The organism is Tepidamorphus gemmatus (assembly GCF_004346195.1).
GTDB classification, from domain to species: domain Bacteria; phylum Pseudomonadota; class Alphaproteobacteria; order Rhizobiales; family Tepidamorphaceae; genus Tepidamorphus; species Tepidamorphus gemmatus.
The window spans coordinates 12,901-32,146 of record NZ_SMAK01000001.1 but is presented as its reverse complement, the minus strand read 5'-3'; the positions used below and the strand labels follow the sequence as shown (position 1 = coordinate 32,146).

The window sequence follows — 19,246 nt, the reverse complement described above, 5'->3', positions numbered from 1 at the left end:
AACGGTTCGCTACACTCCGAGCGCCATCGAACGCATCTCCAGCATCCGCTGATCGCTCGCCTTGGCGTAGGCGGCGGCCTTGCGGCGATAGGCGACGAAGGAGTCGTAGATCTCCTTCGCCAGCGCGTTGGCATTGCCGAGCTCGGCGAGCACCTTTTCGGATTCCTTGGCCAGCGCCATCACCACGTCGTCCGGCCAGGTCCGCAACTGCACGCCCGCCTGCTCGAGGATCGGGCCGAACGACTCGGCATTGTGATAGGTGAAATCGGCGAAGGTCTGGTCGGCAGCCGCCATCGCCGCACGTCGGACAATCGCCTTCAGATCGTCCGGAAGCGCCTCGTAGGCTGCCTTGTTGACGATCACCTCCAGGGCCGGCCCCGTCTCGTGGAAGGCCGGCATGTAGTAATACTTGACCACCTTGTAGAGACCGAAGGCAAGATCGTTCCACGGCCCGATCCACTCCGCCGCGTCGATGGTGCCGCCCTGCAGCGCCGCGAAGATCTCGCCCGGCGGCAGCAGCACGACATTCACCCCCAGCCGGCGCATCACCTCGCCGCCGAGCCCCGCGATCCGCATCTTGAAGCCCTTGAGATCGTCGAGGCTGTTGATCTCCTTGCCGAACCAGCCGCCGGCCTGCGGTCCCGACGACCCTGCGTAGAACGGGATCACGCCGAACGGCTCGTAGGCACGGTTCCACAGCTCCTGCGCCCCGCCGAAATAGAGCCAGCCGGCATGCTCCTGCGCCGTCAGTCCGAAAGGAACGCCCGTGAAAAAGTGGAATGCCGGGTTCTTGCCCTGCCAGAAATAGGCGGTCCCGTGCCCGATCTGGGCGGTGCCCTGCGACACCGCGTCGAACACCTCGAACGGCGGCACCAGTTCGCCCGCACCGAACAGGTTGACGGTCAGTCGCCCGCCCGACATCTCGCCGATCATGTCGGCGACGCGCTGCGCATTGACGCCGACGCCGGGCGTGTTCTTCGGCCAGGCGATCGGCATCGTCCAGGTGATCCGTTCCTGGGCGCGCACGACGGCCGGGGCAGTCAGAGTCGCGGCCGCGCCGGCCCCGGCCAGACCCAGGACCCTGCGACGATCCATGGACGGAATCGAGGTCGACCGTTCGCTCATCGGCATTTCCTCCCTTGTTTGCACGCGACGTGCCCCCCTTACTCTAGCCGCGCTCCCGCACCGATCAACGCAAGGCGGTGCATGGCCGTGCTGCGCGAACGCAGAGGTGAAGCCGCCTGCCCTGGTCCTGCCGGCGCACCCGCGCCCTGTCTGCGCCGCCGCTTGACCACGGCGCTGCGCCCTGCCCCACGCAGCCTCAGTCACATCGACGGCCGAGGCCCCTTCCAGTGCCGGCTTCCCGGACCAGACGCGGTATGCCTGCATCGACGCCTGCACGCCTGCCCGCACGCTGTCGCGGTTCATCGCGCGGCAACCCGAGATCGCCAGAGGTCTGGCTCACGGCGCGCAGACACTGTCCGGCGGGCGAGCGGGCAGGCGCACCTCAGTGCGCCTCCTCCCAGTTGCCGGCGGCCCGCGCGTCGACCTTGAGCGGCACCGACAGCGAAACGGCCGGTTCGGCCGCCGTCTCCATCGTCCGGACGATCACCGGCAGGGCGGCCTCGACGCCGTCCTCCGGCACCTCGAACACCAGTTCGTCGTGGACCTGAAGGAGCATCCGCGCCTCGGCGCCCGCAGCATCGAGTTGGTCCTCGATGCGGACCATTGCCCGACGGATGATGTCGGCGGCCGAGCCCTGGATCGGCGCGTTGATCGCCTGGCGCTCCATGAAGCTGCGCTCCGCCGACGAGCGCGCTTCGCTCAGTGGATAGTGGCACTTGCGCCCGAACAAGGTGGTGACGAAGCCCTTGTCGCGCGCCTGCGCCTTCATCGCCTCCATGTAGTCGCGGATACCGGGGAATCGCTCGAAATATCGCGCGATGTAGTCGCGCGCCTCGTCCCGGGAGATGCCGAGCTGGTTGGCCAGACCAAAGGCGGAGATGCCGTAGATGATGCCGAAATTGATCGCCTTGGCGCGGCGCCGCACCATCGGGTCCATGCCCTCCACCGGGACGCCGAACATCTCCGATGCGGTCAGCGCGTGGATGTCGAGCCCCTCGGCGAAGGCCTGCTTAAGCTGCGGAATGTCGGCAATGTGGGCAAGCACCCTCAGCTCGATCTGGCTGTAGTCGGCCGAGACCAGCCGGTAGCCTGGCGCAGCGACGAAGGCGCGGCGGATCTTGCGGCCCGCCTCGGTGCGGACCGGGATGTTCTGCAGGTTGGGATCCGACGAGGACAACCGGCCCGTCGTGGTCGCCGCCAGCGCGAAGTCGGTGTGGACCCGTCCGGTCTGCGGGTGCACGAAGCCCGGCAGCAGGTCGGTATAGGTGGACTTCAGCTTGGAGAGCTGGCGCCATTCGAGAATCTTGCGGGGCAGCTCGTGGCCCGCATCCGCCAGTTCCTCGAGGATGTCGGCGCCGGTCGCCCAGGCGCCGGTCTTGGTCTTCCTGGCACCCGGCAGCCCCATCTTGCCGAACAGGATATCGCCAAGCTGCTTGGGCGAACCGAGGTTGAACGTCTCGCCGGCAAGCTCGTGGATCTCCGCTTCCAGTCCCGCCATCGCCTGCGCGAACTCGCCCGACAGCCGCGACAGGATCTGCCGGTCGATCGAGATGCCGCGCTGTTCCATGCGGGCAAGGACGCCGACCATCGGACGCTCGAGCGTCTCGTAGACCGTGACCATGCGCTCGGCGACCAGTCGCGCCTTCAGCACCCGCCACAGGCGCAGCGTCACGTCGGCATCCTCCGCCGCGTAATCGGCCGCCTTGTCGATCGCCACACGCTCGAAGCCGATCCGCGCCTTTCCGGTGCCGGTCACCTCGTCGTAGCTGATGCAGGTGTGGTTCAGCCAGCGGCGGGCGAGTTCGTCCATGCCGTGGCCGCCGCTGACGCCCCCGTCCAGCGCGTAGGACAGCAGCATCGTGTCGTCGATGGGCCCGACTGCGACGCCGTGCCGGGCGAACACGATCATGTCATATTTGATGTTCTGCCCGATCTTGAGGATCGACGGGTCCTCGAGCAGCGGCTTCAGCGCGGCGAGCGCGTCTGCCAACGGGATCTGGTCCGCCAGCAGCCCGCCGCCCAGGAGGTCGTCGCCGCCCGTGTGGCCGAGCGGCACATAGGCGGCCCGGCCGGGCGCCACGGCGAGCGAGACGCCGACGAGCTCGGCCCGCATCGAATCGAGGCTGGTCGTCTCGGTGTCGACGGCGACCACTCCCGCCTCGCGCGCCATGCCGATCCAGTGCTCGAGGTCTGTACGCGTGCGCAGGATCTCGTAGGCGGAGCGGTCCCAGGCCGCAGCCCGCGCCTCGGCGATCAGCCGCTCCGCCGCCGCCGCCGGCGTCCCTGGCGCGGCCTCGGTGCCGGGCGGCGTCGCGCCGGCGGGTTCCTCGCCGCCCGGCGCCGGCGCCGCCCCCGCCTCGGCGTCCGCGTCGGTGCCGGTCTCGCCAGAACCCTTCCGCCCAATCTCGAACCGGTAGGCGCCCGCCGCATAGTCGGGATCCGGCGCGACGGCGTCCATGTCGATGCCGTAGGCCTCGGCCACCCGCCTGGTCAGCGTGGTGAATTCCATCGCCTTGAGGAAGGCGACGAGACGGGTGGCGTCGATCTCGGGCATGCGCAAGGCTGCCAGATCGACATCCAGCGGGACATGGCAGTCGAGGGTCACGAGCGCCTTCGACATCCGCGCCTGGTCGGCATGGGCGATCAGGTTCTCCCGCCGCTTCGGCTGCTTGATCTCACCGGCGCGCGCCAGCAGCGTCTCGAGGTCACCGAATTCGGCGATCAGCTGCGCGGCGGTCTTGATACCGATTCCGGGAACGCCGGGCACGTTGTCGGAGGCGTCACCGACCAGCGCCTGCACGTCGGTAACCTTGTCCGGCGGAACGCCGAAGTAGTCGATCACGCCGGCGACGTCGATCTTGCGCTCGGGCCGATAGCCGGGCTTGCCCCTGGTCCCGGATTCGAAATCGTAGAACTGGATGCGCGGCGTGACGATCTGCATCAGGTCCTTGTCGGCCGAGATGATCAGGACGTCCGCCCCGGCCGCCGCCGCCTGACAGGCATAGGTGGCGATCAGATCGTCGGCCTCGTATCCCGCCTTCTCGATCGGCTCGAGCCCGAATGCCCTCACCGCCGCGCGCATGAGCGGGAACTGCGGCACCAGATCGGGCGGCGGCTCCTTCCGGTTCGCCTTGTAGTCCGCATAGAGGTCCTTGCGGAACGTCTCTTCGGACTTGTCGAAGACGATGGCCAGATGCGTCGGCCGGATGCCGACCGCCCCTTCGCGGATGAACTGGTACAGCTTGGTGCAGAACAGCCGCACCGCGCCGGTCGGCAGGCCATCGGAGCGATAGTTGTACTTCGCAGCCTGGTTCATCGACTGGAAGAAGGCGCGGAACACGAAGGACGATCCGTCCACCAGGAACAGGTGGTCTCCGGGCCCGATCGGCTGTGGCTGGGCGTTGGGTTGGGTCTCTGGCATGGCCGCGACTATGCCGCGAGCCGGCCGGCTTGGCGACCCCCTTCGCCGTCCGCTATTCCGCTACCTCGCTACTCAGCCGCCACCAGAGTCCGGCGATCTCCCAGCCGCGCCCAGGCCGGACGCACGAACAGCAGGTCGAGGCGGGTGCCGCGCACGATCCGTTCCAGCATCAGCGGCCCCGTGACCGCGACGACGGTGACGATCAGCGACATGGTGCCGACATCGGGCACGAGGCCGGTTGTGACCAGAGCGATTCGCGTCGCCGCCATCGGCAGCACGAAGGCCAGATAGATGACGATCGAGTGCGCGCCGCAATAGCGCAGCGGCACGGCGGCGATGGTCGGCACCAGCAGCACCGAAGCGGCGACGACCGCTGCGGCACCTGCTGCCCCGAGCGCCAGCGCCACGCCCGGCAGCCCCGCCACACCGGCCCAGACGGCGATCCCGTTGATCACCGCCCAGACCAACAACGCGGCTGCCGCCGGCCGATGGTCGCTGCGCACCGTCTCGGCGAACCGGAAGATGAACGGCGCCAGCGCATGGCCCGCATAGAAGAACACGAACCGGTCGGCGAATTCGTCAACGGGAAGCCACCCGGTTTCGATCGGTGCGATCTGCAGCATCGCTGCCCCGACCAGCACGACGGGAGCCGGGACGTCGCGCAGCAGCCGGGTCGCGACGAAGAAGACGGGCAGCATGTAGATGAACCAAAGCGTGCCATAGGGCTGCACCAGCCCCTCGAGCATGTGCAGCGGCACGAGATCCCAACGCTCGGCCTCCAATCCGCACTTGACCAGGCACTGGATCACCAGCCACAGCACGTAGAAATAGGCGAAGTGCAGGACCTTGCTGTCGGCATACGCCCGCCAGGGCTGGTCGATGCGGCGAGCCAGGAACAGTCCGGCGATCAGGAAGAAGGCGGGGATCCGGAACGGCCGGGCGAAGGCCACCAGACCGTGCAGCCAGCCGTCCGCCCCGACGGCCTTCTCCACGCCCAGCGTCGAATGCATCAGCACCACCAGGATGATGCAGATGCCCTTGGCGATATCCACCCAGTCGACCCGCGATGGAACGGTGTAGCGCATCGGGACGGTCACCTTGCTCCGGTTCGGCACGCTCTTGCGTTGCCACGTCCCGCCGTGCATGTGCCGCGCCAAGGCCATGCCGTGCCGACCACCGCATATCGCGCCGCGCCCGGCGCGCTCCCGATGACCGCAGCGGCCATGCAGACACTGGCGCAGCAGCGTCGGGCGCAGCATAGTCCGCTGCCGGGATGTTCTCGCAGGCATCCCGGCATCGCCCGGCCCACCGGCCGGCCGCGCGTGCAACAGGATGGCGACATGAAGAAGATCGTCCTGATCGGGTTCCTCCTGCTCGTGGTCATCGCAGGGGGATTGCTCTACTGGTCGGATTGGGCTGACCAGACAGGTGAACGCACCGACGCCGGCCCCATGATCGAGCGCCTGAGGGTCGAAGGTGTCTGTGAACAATGCGACCTGCGCTTTGCCAGCCTGCGCGAGCTCGATCTGCCGCAGGCCCGCCTCGCCCGCAGCGTGCTGCGCGACGCCGACCTGAAGTATGCGCGTCTCCCCGACGCGGATTTCGCCAAGGCCGATCTGCAGCGGGCCGAGATGGAGGAGGCCGACGTCGCCGGGGCGAACTTCACCGGCGCGCTGATGCTCGCCTCCGATCTCGAGAAGGGTCGGGCCACCGGCGCCGTGTTTCGCGACGCCGACATCCGCAATGCCGACCTCGACCGCGCCGATCTGTCCGGCGCCGATTTCAGCGACGCGGACCTGCGCAATACCGGTCTCAAGCGCAGCGTGCTGACCGGCGCGGTCTTCCGGAACGCCAAGCTCGACGGCGCGAGGCTCGAACGCGCCCGTGCAGCGGGCGCCGACTTCACCGGTGCGCGATTGCCGCAGGCCGATCTCGACAGGATACAGGCCCAGGGCGCACGGTTCGTTGACGCCGACCTCAGAGGCGCGCGCTTGTCGCACGCCAATCTGACCGGCGCCGACCTCGCCGGCGCCAATCTCGACCAGACGACGCTGCAGCGCACCAACCTTTCCGGTGCCGATCTGACGGGGACGAAGGGATTGCGCCAGAGCCGTCTGTCGACCGCCTGCGGTGATGCCGATACTCGGCTGCCGCCGGGCCTGACCATTGCTCCCTGCCGCAGCGCGGCGCCTGCCGGCGAATGACCGGACCGTCATGTCGAGCAGGCGCCTCGGCACACCGATATGATCCTCCAAGATGCCCTTGAACACGGCGCGCAGATCAGTCGTCGCCCTGAGGTCGCTGCCCTCGTACAGGCGCGCCGGCGCAAGTCCCGGCCAGTCACCGTGCACGCGCTTGCCGTTGACCGCGCCGCCAGCCAGCATCACCACCACGACCATCTGCGGAACCGATGTTCATATCCTCAAGGGCGAGTACCCCGTCGCAAGGGGCCTGACGATCGGTCACGAACAGGTGCCGATGTGCCCGGACATCATGTCGACCGGATTTGCGGGCGCCGAGAGCGGCCGCGTCAAGATCGGCGACACGGTGGCGGTGTTCGCGCAGGGGCCGATCGGTCTGTGCGCGACCGCGGGCGCACGGTTGATGGGTGCGACGATGATCATCGGCGTCGATGCCGTCGCGGGCCGCATGGAGATCGCCCGCCGGATGGGAGCCGATCACGTCCTCGACTTCACCAGGGTCGATCCCGTCGACGAGATCATGCGGCTGACCGACGGCCGAGGCGTCGACGTGGCGATCGAGGCGCTCGGCCGGCAGGAGACCTCCGAGGCGGCGCTGAGAGTGCTGCGGCCGGGCGGAACGCTGTCTTCGCTCGGCATCTATTCCGGCGATCTCAAGATCCCGCTCGGGCCGTTCCTCGCAGTGCTCGGCGACCATACCATCGTCACCACGCCCTGCCCGGGCGGCAAGGAGCGGATGCGTCGGCTGATGGAGGTGATCGCCTCGGGCCGCCTCGACACCCGGCCGCTGCTCACCCATCGCTTCCGGCTCGACGACATCGAGGCCGCCTACGACCTGTTCGCCAACCAGCGCGACGGCGTGCTGAAGGTCGCGATCACGCCGTGAGACCCGCAAGCAGCCCCCGGCCTGCGCCACAGGCGACGCCAGTGGCACCTCTGCCGATCCCGGATCGGCCTCGCGGCCGTCCGCAAGATGCGATCGGCAGGCGCGGCCCGTCGCACGCGCCTGCATGGCGAAGCTGCGACCCGCTCAGGCTGCCTTGTCCCTGCCCGTGCGCAGCGAGGCAAAGCCGCGGCCTTCATCCGCGAGGCGCTCGAGCAGCGGCGCCGGCTGAAGCGCAGGATTGAACTGCGCCCAGTGCCGCAGCCGGTCGCGGATATGCGCCAGACCGACCGTGTCCGCCCAGTGCATCGGTCCCCCGAGCCGCACCGGGAAGCCGTAGCCATTGACCCAGACGATGTCGATGTCGCCCGGCCGCTGGGCGATCCCCTCGTCGAGGATCTTCGCACCCTCGCTGATCATGGGGTATATCAGCCGCTCGACGATCTCCTCGTCGCTGATCTCGCGCCGGACGATGCCCATGTCGGCCGCCGTCCTCTCGATCAGCGCAGCAACCTCAGGATCCGGCGTCCCGCCACGCGCGCCCTTCTCGTAGATGTAGAAGCCGCGGCCGGTCTTCTGGCCGAAGCGGCCCATCTCGCACAGCTGATCGGCGATCGGGGCCGGACCGCCGTCAGCAGTCGGCCCCATCGCCTTTCGGATGCGCCAGCCGATGTCGAGGCCGGCGAGGTCGATCATCGCGAAGGGACCCATCGGGAAGCCGAAATCGGTCAGCGCCCTGTCGACCTGGGCCGGGCTTGCCCCTTCGAGCAGTAAGCGCTCGGACTCCAGCGACCGCGCCCGCAGCATCCGGTTGCCGACGAAGCCGAAGCAGACCCCGACGACCACCGGAACCTTCTTCAGCTTGCGCGCGACGTCGATCGCGGTCGCCAGGACCTCGGGCTCGGTCGCCTTGCCGCGAACGATCTCGAGCAGCTTCATGACATTGGCCGGGCTGAAGAAGTGCATGCCCAGCACCGAGCCCGGCCGGCCCGTGGCCCGCGCGATCTCGTTGACGTCGAGATAGGACGTGTTGGTGGCCAGCACCGCCGAGGGCTTGGCGATCCTGTCGAGCCTGCCGAAGATGTCGCGCTTGACCTCCATCTCCTCGAACACCGCCTCGATGATGATATCGGCGTCGGCGACGGCGGTCATGTCGGTGGTGCCGGAGATCAGCCCCATGCGCGCCGTCAGGTCGTCAGCGCTCATGCGGCCGCGCGACACCGAGATTCCGTAGTTCTTCTCGATGGTGCCGAGGCCGCGCTGGAGAGCCTCCTCGGTGGCGTCGACGATCGTCACCGGAATGCCGGCATTGGCGAAGCACATCGAGATGCCGCCGCCCATCGTGCCGGCGCCGATCACGGCGGCGCGCACAACCGGCCGCGGCTTCGTGTCCTTCGGCATGTCGGCAACCTTGGCCGCCTCGCGCTCGGCGAAGAACAGATGGCGCTGCGCCTTCGACTGGTCGCTCTTGACGAGGTCGAGGAAGAGCGCGTGCTCCCGCTTCAGCCCTTCCGCAAACGGCAGGTCGATGGCGAATCCGACCGCCTTTGCGCAGGCAACCGGCGCCTCGAGCCCCCTGGTCCGCGCGGTGGCCTCCGCCGCAGCCGCCTCGAAGGCGGACCGGTCGGCGCGCGCCGCGGCGATCTTGTCCTCGCGCTCGCTGACGCGCACGATCGGTCGCTTCTCCGCAAGGACCCTGCGCGCGAAGGCGATCGCTGCCTCGATCACGTCTCCCTCGGCGATCTCGTCGATCGCTCCGAGCTGCAAGGCCCGTTCGGCCGGGATCGGCTCGCCACCGACGATGATCGGCAGCGCCTCCACCGGGCCGATCAGGCGCGGCAAGCGCTGGGTTCCGCCCGCTCCGGGCAGAATGCCGAGCTTGACCTCCGGCAGCCCCGGCCGGGTGCCCTTCGCCGCGACGCGCCAATGACAGCCAAGCGCCAGCTCGAAGCCGCCGCCGAGCGGCGTCCCGTGCAGGGCGGCGATCACCGGCTTCGGCATTGCCTCGATCTGTTCGATCACCTCGCCGAGACCCGGCGGCTGCAGCGGGTTGCCGAACTCGGTGATGTCGGCCCCGGCGGGGAAGGTGCGCCCCGCGCCGGCGAGCACCACGGCCTTGACCGAGGCGTCGTCGCGCAGCTCCCGCATCGCCGCATGAAGACCGCTGCGGACCGCATGGCCGAGCGCATTCACCGGCGGATTGTCGATGGTTACGACGGCGATGTCGCCGTCCCTGCGCACGTCGACGACGGAACTCATGAACGTCTCCCCTGTCTTGCCCGACCTGTCGCGGATGGCCGGCATTCATAGCCGAGCGCCGCGCTGAGGCAAGCCGTTCTGCAACGCGCGTTTGAATGCCGCGCCGCTCGGGACTCTCACCGTTCGCGCCTATATGGAGACAGCCAACCGATCAGAGCCCGACTGGAGCACCGCCTTGACCAGCCACGACATCGCCACGAATCCCCTGCTTGAGACCTGGGACACGCCATTCGGCATGCCGCCCTTCGACCGGATCCGGACGGCACATTTCGCCCCGGCGCTGAAGGCCGCTCTCGCCGCACACGACGCCGAGATCGCGGCGATTGCGGGCAATCCCGAGCCACCGACCTTCGCCAACACTATCGCTGCGCTCGAACTGAGCGGCCGCGCCCTTCGCCAGGCGGCCGCCGTCTTCTACAACCTCGCTGGCGCCGACACCAACGACGAACTCCAGGCGGTGGAGCGCGAGCTCGCGCCGCTGATGGCGCGCCATCGCACCGCCATGTTCCTGAACGAGGATCTGTTCCGGCGGATCGACAGGCTCGCGGCGGATGCCGGCTCGCTCGATCTCGATGCCGAGGCGCGGCGCGTGCTGGAGCGGTATCACCTCGCCTTCACCCGCAACGGCGCCGCACTGCCGGAGGCCAGCAAGGCGCGCCTCCGCAAGATTGCCGAACGGCTGGCAAGCCTCGGTACGCAGTTCGCTCAGAATGTGCTGGCCGATGAGAAGTCGTGGGAAATGGTGCTGGACGAGGCCGATCTCGCCGGTCTGCCCGACGAACTGCGCTCGGCCGCCGCCCAGGCAGCCGGAGAACGCGGACATCCCGGCCGCTACGTCATCACCCTGTCGCGCTCGAGTATCGAGCCGTTCCTGCAGTATTCGGCGCGGCGCGACCTGCGCGAGCAGGCGTTCCGCGCCTGGACCGGGCGCGGCGAGAGCGGCGGCGAAACCGACAATCGCGCCATCATCGCCGAGATGGTGGCGTTGCGGGCGGAGCGGGCGAAGCTGCTCGGCTACAACAGCTTCGCCCATTTCAGGCTGGCGGACTCCATGGCCGGCACGCCGGAGGCGGCGCTCGACCTGTTGCGCACGGTATGGACGCCAGCTCGCGCGCGGGCAGAGGCCGAGCAGGCACGGCTTCAGGCCCTTGCCACCGCCGAGGGCGGCAATTTCGAGATCGCTGCCTGGGACTGGCGCTACTACGCCGAGAAGCTGCGCGCCGCCGAGTTCGATCTCGACGAGGGCCGGCTGAAGCCCTACCTGCAGCTCGACAAGGTCATCGAGGCGGCCTTCCATACCGCGAACCGGCTGTTCGGCCTCAGCTTCACGGAACGGCCCGACCTGCCCCGCTACCACCCGGATGTGCGCGTCTGGGAGGTACGTGACGCCGACGGGGGCCATGTCGGCCTCTTTCTCGGCGACTATTTCGCCAGACCCTCGAAGCGCAGCGGTGCCTGGATGAGCGGGTTCCGCGGTCAGGAGAAGCTTGCCGGAGACATCCGGCCGATCATCGTAAACGTGATGAACTTCGCCAAGGCCGGCGATGGACAGCCGACGCTGCTCTCCTTCGACGACGCCCGCACCCTGTTCCACGAGTTCGGCCACGCGCTGCACGGCTTGATGTCGGATGTCACCTATCCGCTGCTCGCCGGAACCAATGTCTCACGCGATTTCGTCGAATTCCCCTCGCAGCTCTACGAACACTGGCTCGAACGACCGGAGATTCTCGAACGCTTCGCCGTTCACTACCGGTCGGGCGAGCCGATGCCGGCTCAGATGCTGGAGCGACTCAAGGCCGCCCGCACCTTCAACCAGGGCTTCGCGACGGTGGAGTATGTCGCCTCGGCGCTCGTCGACATGGAGCTCCACCTGCTCGGCGAGGTTTCCGGACTGGATATCGGCCGGTTCGAGACGGAGAGCCTCGCACGCATCGGCATGCCGAAGGCGATCGTGATGCGCCACCGTCCGCCGCACTTTGCCCACATCTTCTCCGGCGATGGCTACGCAGCCGGCTACTACAGCTACATGTGGTCGGAAGTGCTCGATGCGGACGGCTTCCGCGCCTTCGAGGAGGCGGGTGACGTGTTCGATCCGGCAACCGCCCGCCGGCTGCGCGACCACGTCTACGCCGCCGGCTTCCGCAAGGAGCCGGCAGAAGCCTACCGGGCCTTCCGCGGCCGGGCACCGAGTCCGCAGGCGCTGCTGGAAAAGCGCGGGTTGGCCTGACGCGGCAACCGGTCTATATCGCCGCTGATCCTGCCACCGCCGTGAGGCTCGCGATGTCCGTGCTGTTCAGCGAACTGAAGGTCGGTCCCGTCATGCTGCCGAACCGCATCGTCGTTCCGCCGATGTGCCAGTACTCGGCCGACGACGGCTCGGTGAATGACTGGCACCTGCAGCACCTGATGACGCTCGCCATGTCGGGCGCGGGCCTGGTGGTCGTCGAGGCAACGGCGGTCGAACGTCTCGGACGCATCACCCATGGGTGTGTCGGACTTTATTCCGACGCGAACGAATATGCGCTTCGCCGGGTGATCGCCGCCGCCCGCTCGGTGGCGCTGCCGGGGACGAAATTCGGCATCCAGCTCGCCCATGCCGGGCGCAAGGCCTCCTCCCAGCGGCCGTGGGAAGGCGGCAACGCGCTCGCGGCCGGCGAGGATCCGTGGCAGACCTATGCCGCCTCGCCCCTGCCGATCGGTCCGGGCTGGCACGTTCCCGAGCCGCTCGACGCGGCCGGCATCGCCCGCATCCGCAAGGCGTTCGTCAAGGCCGCGCGCCGGGCTGAGCGGATCGGCTTCGACATGATCGAGCTGCACATGGCGCACGGCTACCTGATGCACTCCTTCCTGTCACCGATCGCCAACCGGCGAGACGACGACTGGGGCGGCGATGCGGAGCGCCGCATGGCCTTCCCGCTGTCGGTGGCCGAGGCCGTGCGCGAAGCCGTAGGGCCGGGGATCGCGCTGGGTGCGCGCATCACCGGCAGCGACTGGTCCGAGGAGGGCATCACGCCCGATGACGCAGTGGCGCTCGTCCGCCGGCTGAAGGCGATCGGACTCGATTATGTCTGTGTGTCCTCTGGCGGCATCACCACCACGATCCGCGTGCCGATCTCGCCCGGATATCAGGTGCCGTTCGCTGCCAAGGTAAAGGCCGAGACGGGAATTGCCACCCGAGCGGTCGGCCTGATCGTCGATCCGCATCAGGCCGAGACGATCCTCGCCGACGGCAAGGCCGACATGGTGGCGATCGGCCGCGCGATGCTGTTTGATCCGCGTTGGGGTTGGCGCGCCGCCGAAGCGCTCGGAGCCGACATCGCGCTGCCGACGCAATATGCCCGGACGTCGGCCGCCGCCTGGCCGGGCCGGCAGATGCTGCGCGAGGCAGCGGAATAGCCGGACACCATCACGCACCCGGATGCCCGGGTGTCCCGTACCCCATCCGTCAGGAAAGCGATGACCATGAGCCGCGCCGGCGACTACTGCCTCGACGACCTTGCCCCCGGCATGAGCTTCGAGACCGGCGCCATGACAATCAACGAGGGTGACATCATCGCGTTCGCCCGCCAGTTCGATCCGCAATACTTCCACCTCGATCCGGACGCGGCGCGCGCTTCCGCCTTTGGCGGCCTGATCGCGTCCGGCCTTCACACGCTGAGCGTGTCGATGCGGCTTTTCTTCGACCTAGGCCTGTGGCCTCGCGCCATCATCGGCTCGCCGGGCATGAACGAGATCCGCTGGGTGAAACCGGTCCATCCCGACGACACCCTGACCTCGCGGCTTCAGATCGCGGCGGTAACGCCGTCGCGGTCGAAGCCGGACAGGGGCGTCGTCACCACGCGCCACGAAACGCTGAACCAGCGCGGCGAGACGGTCCTCACCTTCGCCTGCCTGCACATGCTGTACACCCGCGCGGCGGTAGAAGCGGCCGCCGCCGCGCGCTGAGCGGCGACGGGCGTCCGCTCAGGCGCCCATGCCGACGAACGGGTTGCTGCGGCGCTCCTCGCCCAGCGTACCGCCGGGTCCGTGCCCGCACAGGAACACGACGTCGTCGCCGAGCGGAAACAGCTTCCGGTGGATCGCCTCGGAGAGCTGCTCGAAGCTGCCGCCGGGCAGATCGGTGCGCCCGACCGAACCGCGGAACAGCACATCGCCGACCAGCGCGAACCGCGCCGCGCGATCAAAGTAGACCACCGAGCCGGGGCTGTGGCCGGGGCAGTGCAGCACCTCCAAGGTACGACCCGCCACCGTCACCGTGTCGCCCTCCTCGAGCCAGCGGTCCGGCTCCACGTCGCGGGCACCGATAATCCCATACATGGCACCCTGCGCCGACAGGTTCGCAAGCAACATTCGGTCGGCCCGGTGCGGTCCGGTGATCGTCACGCCGAGCCGCTCGCGCAGTTCGTCGGCGCCTGCGGCGTGGTCGATGTGGCCGTGGGTGAGAAGGATGCCCTCGATGGTTAGGCCAAGTTTGGCGATCGCCTCGTCGATCCGGTCGAGATCGCCGCCCGGATCGACAACGACACCACGCCTGCTGGCCTCGTCGAACAGCAGCGTGCAGTTCTGCTGGAACGGCGTCACCGGCACGATGGCTGCCCGCAGCGTCGAGGTTGTGTCGCCTGTCATGGGATCTCCCGACCGAAGGATCGCAACAGCGGTTCCCGGCCATGCCTAGCCGATCCGGCGTCCGGACGGAAGCCGGCAGGAATCCTGATCGCCCCGTCGCAGCGCAGGCAGAGGGCGACGGACCTCGCTGCGCGGCATATCATGGCCCGCCACTCCGCCGAGGACCGGACCGATGATCGAACACCTCTTGCGCTTCGACCTTGCCGCCGTGACGCCGGACCACGGTGCACCGCCACCCGAACGGGTGCTGTCCGGATCGCCGCGCTTCACCACCTGGAACCTCGAGGAAACGCCGGACGGCAAGGTCTTCAGCGGCCTCTGGGAGGCGACGCCGGGCAAATGGCGGATCGCTTACGAGGAGTGGGAGTTCTGCTCGATCCTGTCAGGTCGCTCCGTCGTCCAGGCCGACGGCGGCGCGCCGCAGACCTTCGGACCGGGCGACCACCTGGTCATCCGTCCCGGCTTCGTGGGCACATGGGAAGTGGTGGAAACCACACGCAAGGTTTACGTGATCCGCTTGCCCTGACCTCGCCAATCGAATCGACAGCCACCTGTCATCTCAATTTCGCTTGCCAAGTCCTGAGGCTTGGGCATCCTTTGACGCAGAGGTGGCCGGACGGATTGCCGGAAATGAAACTACATTCCGGACCTGATTGCCAGCATGTGGAAGTTCGTTTCCGATTGCGTTCTGCTCGTTCGCCTCTGGACAACTGGCCCCCGGACAGGCTTGCGGGCCGAGCGGAATCGGAAGAGGTACCTCCATGCGCCAGACCGGCACGGTAAAATTCTTCAATCAATCCAAGGGTTACGGATTCATTTCGCCGGATGGTGGCGGTAGCGACGTGTTCGTCCACGTATCCGACGTGCAGCGTTCCGGCATTCCGGCGCTGGACCAGGGCATGCGTATCTCCTACGAGACACAGCCCGACAAGCGCGGCAAGGGGCCCAAGGCGGTCGAACTGCAGGTCGCCGGCTGATCGCGCACCGCCGCGGCGTTTTCGCTGCGCGAGTGCGCCCGATCGTGCTAGGCTAGGCACCATGGGATAGCTGATCGGGCTGCACGGCGCGTCTGCGCAAACCTGGTTGCGGCCACTGTCGCCGCAACGGTGGGTATCGTGCTCGCCGGCGCGGCAGGTGCCGAAACCGCCGGCGCCCCCGCTGCGCGGGCCGGACAGGGACAGCCTGCCGGGATGCCGGTTGATGCCGCCGGAGGGGAATGCTACTGCCGGGTCGATGGACGCGCCTACCTGATCGGCCAGACGGCATGCATCCGCGGTCGGGTCGCCACGTGCGGCACGTACTTAAACAACACATCCTGGGCGATGTCGGAGATCCCCTGTCCGATGTCGCGGCTGAGCCCGGTGACGGCGGGGCGGTCGGGCGACCGCCGTTCCTGAGCGCGGCCAGCCGGAAACGGGGTGGTCAGCTGCGGAACGGGCTCTCCACCTCGACGAAGGTATCGGGGTAGAGCCCGTTGAAGTCGGTGCGCAGCGACAGCGAGTAGGCACCGATATGGCCGACCTCGATCCAGTCGCCGGCGGCAACGGTCTCCGGCAACCAGAACGGCCGTGACAGGATGTCGACGGAGTCGCAGGTGGCACCCATGATCCGGAAGGCGGCGTGCTTGCGGGGATCGCCTGCCGGCCGCGCCCGATCGGGTTCCGGGATCAGATGCACCGGCAGCGTCAGCTTGCCGGTCCAGGCATCGGACAGGCTCCCCCAGACGCCATCGTTGATGTAGAGCCGTTGCCCCTTGCGCAGCAGCACCCGGACCAGCACCGACAGCGAGCGGGCGACCAGCGCCCGGCCCGGCTCGGCGACCAGCGGCAGGTCGGCGAAGCCGTAGCGTTCGATGGCCTTGACGATCCGCGGCATCAGCCGGGCGAGCGGTGGCACCGCCGGTGCCGGGCGTCGGCGGTCGTGGCCATAGCGGGCGGGAAAGCCGCCGCCGATATCGAGGGCAGCCACCGGCACACCGGCGCGCTGACGCACCCATTGCGCGCTCTTCAGCGCGCGCTCATAGGCGTCGGGCTCCTCGACCTGGCTGCCGACATGGAAACACAGACCCGCCTGCGCGCCGAGCCGCGCCACCCGCTGCAGCAGTTCCACCGCATGGCCGGGCGCCGCGCCGAACTTGCGCGACAGGTTGTAGGCCGCGTGGCCTCTGGTCGCCAGTCTGACGAACAATGTCAGCTCGCTGACCGGCACCCCCGCGCCCCGGGCCTCGCGCAGGATCTTCGCTGCTTCGCCTTCATGGTCGAGCGAGAAGTGGCGGATGCGATAGGCCGTGAGCGCTTCGCGGATGGCGGTCGCCGCCTTCACCGGATGCATGTACAGGAGGTCGGCAGCGGGCGCTGCCTGACGGGCCATGCGGAATTCTGCCGGCGAGGCGACGTCGAAGGCATCGATGCCGATCCGCGCCAGCGTGTTGAGCACCAGCGGATGCGGGTTGGTCTTGACTGCATAGGCGGTGCGACCCGGATAGGCAGCGCGGAACGCCTCGGCATCGGCGGCCAGCACCTGCGGCCGGAAGCAGTAGACTGGCTCGTCCGGCCACAGCTCCAGCGCCACCGCCCGCGCATTCGGAAAGCGGCGCAGGCCGGTGTCGAATGCAGCTCCGGGGTGCGGGCGTGCGGTGGCCTCCATGAACGCGACCTCGCTGGACGGGACCCCTGCCGGAGCGGAGGAAGACCGGCACATGACAGTCGGAGCCGATCGGCCCGGCCGTCGTGCGGCCCGAGAGATAGCACGCCGGGCCTCTCGCCAGAACCCTCGGAGCGGAATGTTCGGACCGGTCGCAGTCGGTTTTCCGCGCGCGAGGAGGCATCAGCTGCGCCTGCGGCGGCCGGTTGTCGCGCCCGACGGCGGGCCGGCCGCACCATCGACCGGCGCGATCCTAGCGGGCCTCTGGCATCGCCTCGCGGATCCAGTCGTGAAACGCCTTGACGTTGATCTCCTTGTCGGAGAGTACGCCGCGCTGGTAGACGCCGCCCGCCAGGTTCCGCTGCACGGCCTCGATCAGCGCATTGTCCTCGTCATGGACGGCATAGTTGATCCGCTGGTTGAGCCACTGCGCCGCACGCAGGGCGCGGTCGGCGCCGGGCAGGCCATAGGCGCGCCACCGCAGCAGGGAGCGGCCCGGACCGAGCGGAACGATATGGAAGACATCCACGAGATCCGGGTAGGTCTCCAAGGACACTGCGGGGAACAAGTAGAAATAGGTCCAGCGCCGACGCTGGCCCTCGGGCAGGTGGTCGCATGGCGGCAGCACCTTGGAATACATGCGGGTTGCCCACGACCCCTCGACCTTATCGCGCAGGCGATGGCTGAGGCGGATGGTGCGGGTCCGATAATCCGGCTCGCGGTCGTACTCCTTGCCCATCAGGGCCGACAGGCCGGGATGCCCGGTCGGAAAGTGATAGTCTTCAAGGTAGTTGTCCCAGACGTTCTTCCAGTCGGCCTCCACCGCGCCTTCCCAGTAGTCGGCGATCGGCTGCATCTCCTCGATGCGGTACGGGGCAAGCTCCTCGAGATAGGGGGCATACCGCTCCGCGACCGAGGGACCGCCCGGAGCGAAGCGCACGAACACGAAGCCGAGAAACACCTCGCATTCGACCGGAAACAGCCCCAGCGTATTCCGGTCGAGCTTGGGGAAGGTCCGTGAGGCGGCGATGCCCTTCAGTACGCCGCGGTTGTCGTAGCACCAGGCGTGATAGGGGCAGCGCAGCATGCCGCCGCTATTGCCGCTGCGGCCTTGCGCCACCGGGTGCCCGCGATGCCGGCAGACATTGTGGAAGGCGCGGATTTCGCCATCCTCGCCGCGGATCGCGACGGCCTGCCTGCCGAGCACGTTCAGCGTCACGTAGTCTCCTGGCTTCGGCATCTCGCTGATGTGGCAGACAAGCTGCCAGGCCGGCAGGTGCAGCCGGGCCACCTCCCGGGCGCTGAAGTCACGGTCGCAGTAGGTCCAGGCCGGCAGCGTCAGCCGGTCGAGATAGTCCTGCTCCTCCGCGCTCGCGGGCTCGGCCGGTGTCGCGGCGGACAGCGGCTCGATCGCGCCGAACGCGCCGGGGAACAGGTTCTCGAGATAGCGGCGGCAGGTCTCGATCGCCTCGGCGCGGTCGAACCGATCTCGCTGCACCAGTGCCTCCTGCGACAGAGCGTCGATGATTCCGCAGAAACCGAGGGCTGCGGCCCGTGCGTGCACCGTCGCCGACATCTGCGCTGCCAGCGCCTCGATCAGCTCCCGGGCGGATTCGTAGAAGGCCTGGTCGGAGGCGCCACAGATCGACATGTAGTCGTCAAGCGCCCGGCTTTCGCCCCAGAAGGCATACCAGACGGCAAGTTTCTCCGTGCTGGCAATACGCGGATCGAAGCTTGCCCGCACCAGCGCCATCAGCCCGGCGGCGGGCGACGTGCCGGCGGCCGCGACGGCCGCCTCGCACGCCTCGCGGTATTCGCTGGCGATGCGCGCCAGAGTGGCATGCAGCAGCTCCTGCTTGGACTGGAAATGGAAATTGACCATGCCGGCGGTCAGGCCCGCGCGGCGCGCCACCTTGTTGAGGGTGACGTTGGACAGGCCATTTTCGGCGATGGCGCGGATCGCCGCATCGATGAGCTGTTCCCGGCGCGCGTCCTGCGAAAGACGCGTGCGGGCGTGCTGGCCGGGCGTGTCGAGCATGGCAGTTTCCCATCCGTCTATTGAACAGTCATTCTATTGATCGAATGTTC

At 68.3% G+C, this 19,246-nt stretch carries 13 protein-coding genes and 1 pseudogene; 7 read left to right on the top strand and 7 right to left on the bottom strand.

Going from position 1 to position 19,246, the window contains the following annotated elements; translation table 11 throughout:
• Positions 1-9 precede the first annotated feature (9 nt).
• The 3 genes from EDC22_RS00150 to EDC22_RS00140 form a co-directional block, all read right to left on the bottom strand.
• Entirely contained in the window at positions 10-1,125 is a 1,116-nt protein-coding gene (locus EDC22_RS00150; protein ID WP_245499554.1) for a TRAP transporter substrate-binding protein, read from the bottom strand.
• 382 nt (positions 1,126-1,507) lie between these two features.
• On the bottom strand, positions 1,508-4,546 hold the full coding sequence (polA, locus tag EDC22_RS00145; protein WP_132804588.1) for a DNA polymerase I: 3,039 nt from the start codon (positions 4,544-4,546) through the stop codon (positions 1,508-1,510).
• A gap of 68 nt (positions 4,547-4,614) precedes the next feature.
• Positions 4,615-5,631 carry an acyltransferase family protein gene (locus EDC22_RS00140; RefSeq protein WP_132804587.1) on the bottom strand — a complete coding sequence of 339 codons (1,017 nt, stop codon included), beginning with the start codon at positions 5,629-5,631 and terminating at the stop codon, positions 4,615-4,617.
• A gap of 255 nt (positions 5,632-5,886) precedes the next feature.
• Here EDC22_RS00140 and EDC22_RS00135 point away from each other — a divergent pair, with 255 nt between their 5' ends.
• Both EDC22_RS00135 and EDC22_RS00130 read left to right on the top strand, forming a co-directional pair.
• On the top strand, positions 5,887-6,750 hold the full coding sequence (locus EDC22_RS00135) for a pentapeptide repeat-containing protein (RefSeq protein WP_165926732.1): 864 nt from the start codon (positions 5,887-5,889) through the stop codon (positions 6,748-6,750).
• Between the two features lie 178 nt (positions 6,751-6,928).
• Positions 6,929-7,633: pseudogene (locus EDC22_RS00130) on the top strand (zinc-binding dehydrogenase); the annotation flags it as partial.
• A gap of 144 nt (positions 7,634-7,777) precedes the next feature.
• Here EDC22_RS00130 and EDC22_RS00125 read toward each other — a convergent pair.
• Positions 7,778-9,889, bottom strand: a complete 2,112-nt coding sequence (locus EDC22_RS00125; protein ID WP_132804584.1) for a 3-hydroxyacyl-CoA dehydrogenase NAD-binding domain-containing protein — start codon at positions 9,887-9,889, stop codon at positions 7,778-7,780.
• A 235-nt stretch (positions 9,890-10,124) separates the two neighbouring features.
• On the opposite strand from EDC22_RS00125, the gene EDC22_RS00120 reads away from it, so the two are divergent.
• From EDC22_RS00120 to EDC22_RS00110, 3 genes are read left to right on the top strand one after another with little or no spacing between them, the layout of a single operon-like run.
• Entirely contained in the window at positions 10,125-12,116 is a 1,992-nt protein-coding gene (locus EDC22_RS00120; protein WP_245499592.1) for a M3 family metallopeptidase, read from the top strand.
• 53 nt (positions 12,117-12,169) lie between these two features.
• Positions 12,170-13,285: an NADH:flavin oxidoreductase/NADH oxidase gene (locus EDC22_RS00115; RefSeq protein ID WP_132804582.1), complete on the top strand. Its 1,116-nt coding sequence runs from the start codon at positions 12,170-12,172 to the stop codon at positions 13,283-13,285.
• Positions 13,286-13,345: 60 nt separating this feature from the next.
• Positions 13,346-13,834, top strand: a complete 489-nt coding sequence (locus EDC22_RS00110) for a MaoC family dehydratase (RefSeq protein WP_245499552.1) — start codon at positions 13,346-13,348, stop codon at positions 13,832-13,834.
• Between the two features lie 18 nt (positions 13,835-13,852).
• Here EDC22_RS00110 and EDC22_RS00105 read toward each other — a convergent pair whose 3' ends face one another.
• Positions 13,853-14,515, bottom strand: coding sequence for an MBL fold metallo-hydrolase (locus EDC22_RS00105; protein ID WP_132804581.1), 663 nt, complete (start codon positions 14,513-14,515; stop codon positions 13,853-13,855).
• A gap of 175 nt (positions 14,516-14,690) precedes the next feature.
• Here EDC22_RS00105 and EDC22_RS00100 point away from each other — a divergent pair, with 175 nt between their 5' ends.
• Together EDC22_RS00100 and EDC22_RS00095 are read left to right on the top strand one after the other, a co-directional pair.
• On the top strand, positions 14,691-15,041 hold the full coding sequence (locus EDC22_RS00100; protein WP_165926760.1) for a cupin domain-containing protein: 351 nt from the start codon (positions 14,691-14,693) through the stop codon (positions 15,039-15,041).
• A 235-nt stretch (positions 15,042-15,276) separates the two neighbouring features.
• Positions 15,277-15,492, top strand: coding sequence for a cold-shock protein (locus tag EDC22_RS00095; protein WP_132804579.1), 216 nt, complete (start codon positions 15,277-15,279; stop codon positions 15,490-15,492).
• A 445-nt stretch (positions 15,493-15,937) separates the two neighbouring features.
• Here EDC22_RS00095 and EDC22_RS00085 read toward each other — a convergent pair whose 3' ends face one another.
• Both EDC22_RS00085 and EDC22_RS00080 read right to left on the bottom strand, forming a co-directional pair.
• On the bottom strand, positions 15,938-17,113 hold the full coding sequence (locus tag EDC22_RS00085; protein ID WP_132805078.1) for a type III PLP-dependent enzyme domain-containing protein: 1,176 nt from the start codon (positions 17,111-17,113) through the stop codon (positions 15,938-15,940).
• 298 nt (positions 17,114-17,411) lie between these two features.
• The gene (locus EDC22_RS00080) at positions 17,412-19,196 is read right to left on the bottom strand and encodes an SRPBCC family protein (RefSeq protein ID WP_132804577.1); all 1,785 of its coding nucleotides are present in this window, start codon (positions 19,194-19,196) and stop codon (positions 17,412-17,414) included.
• Positions 19,197-19,246 lie beyond the last annotated feature (50 nt).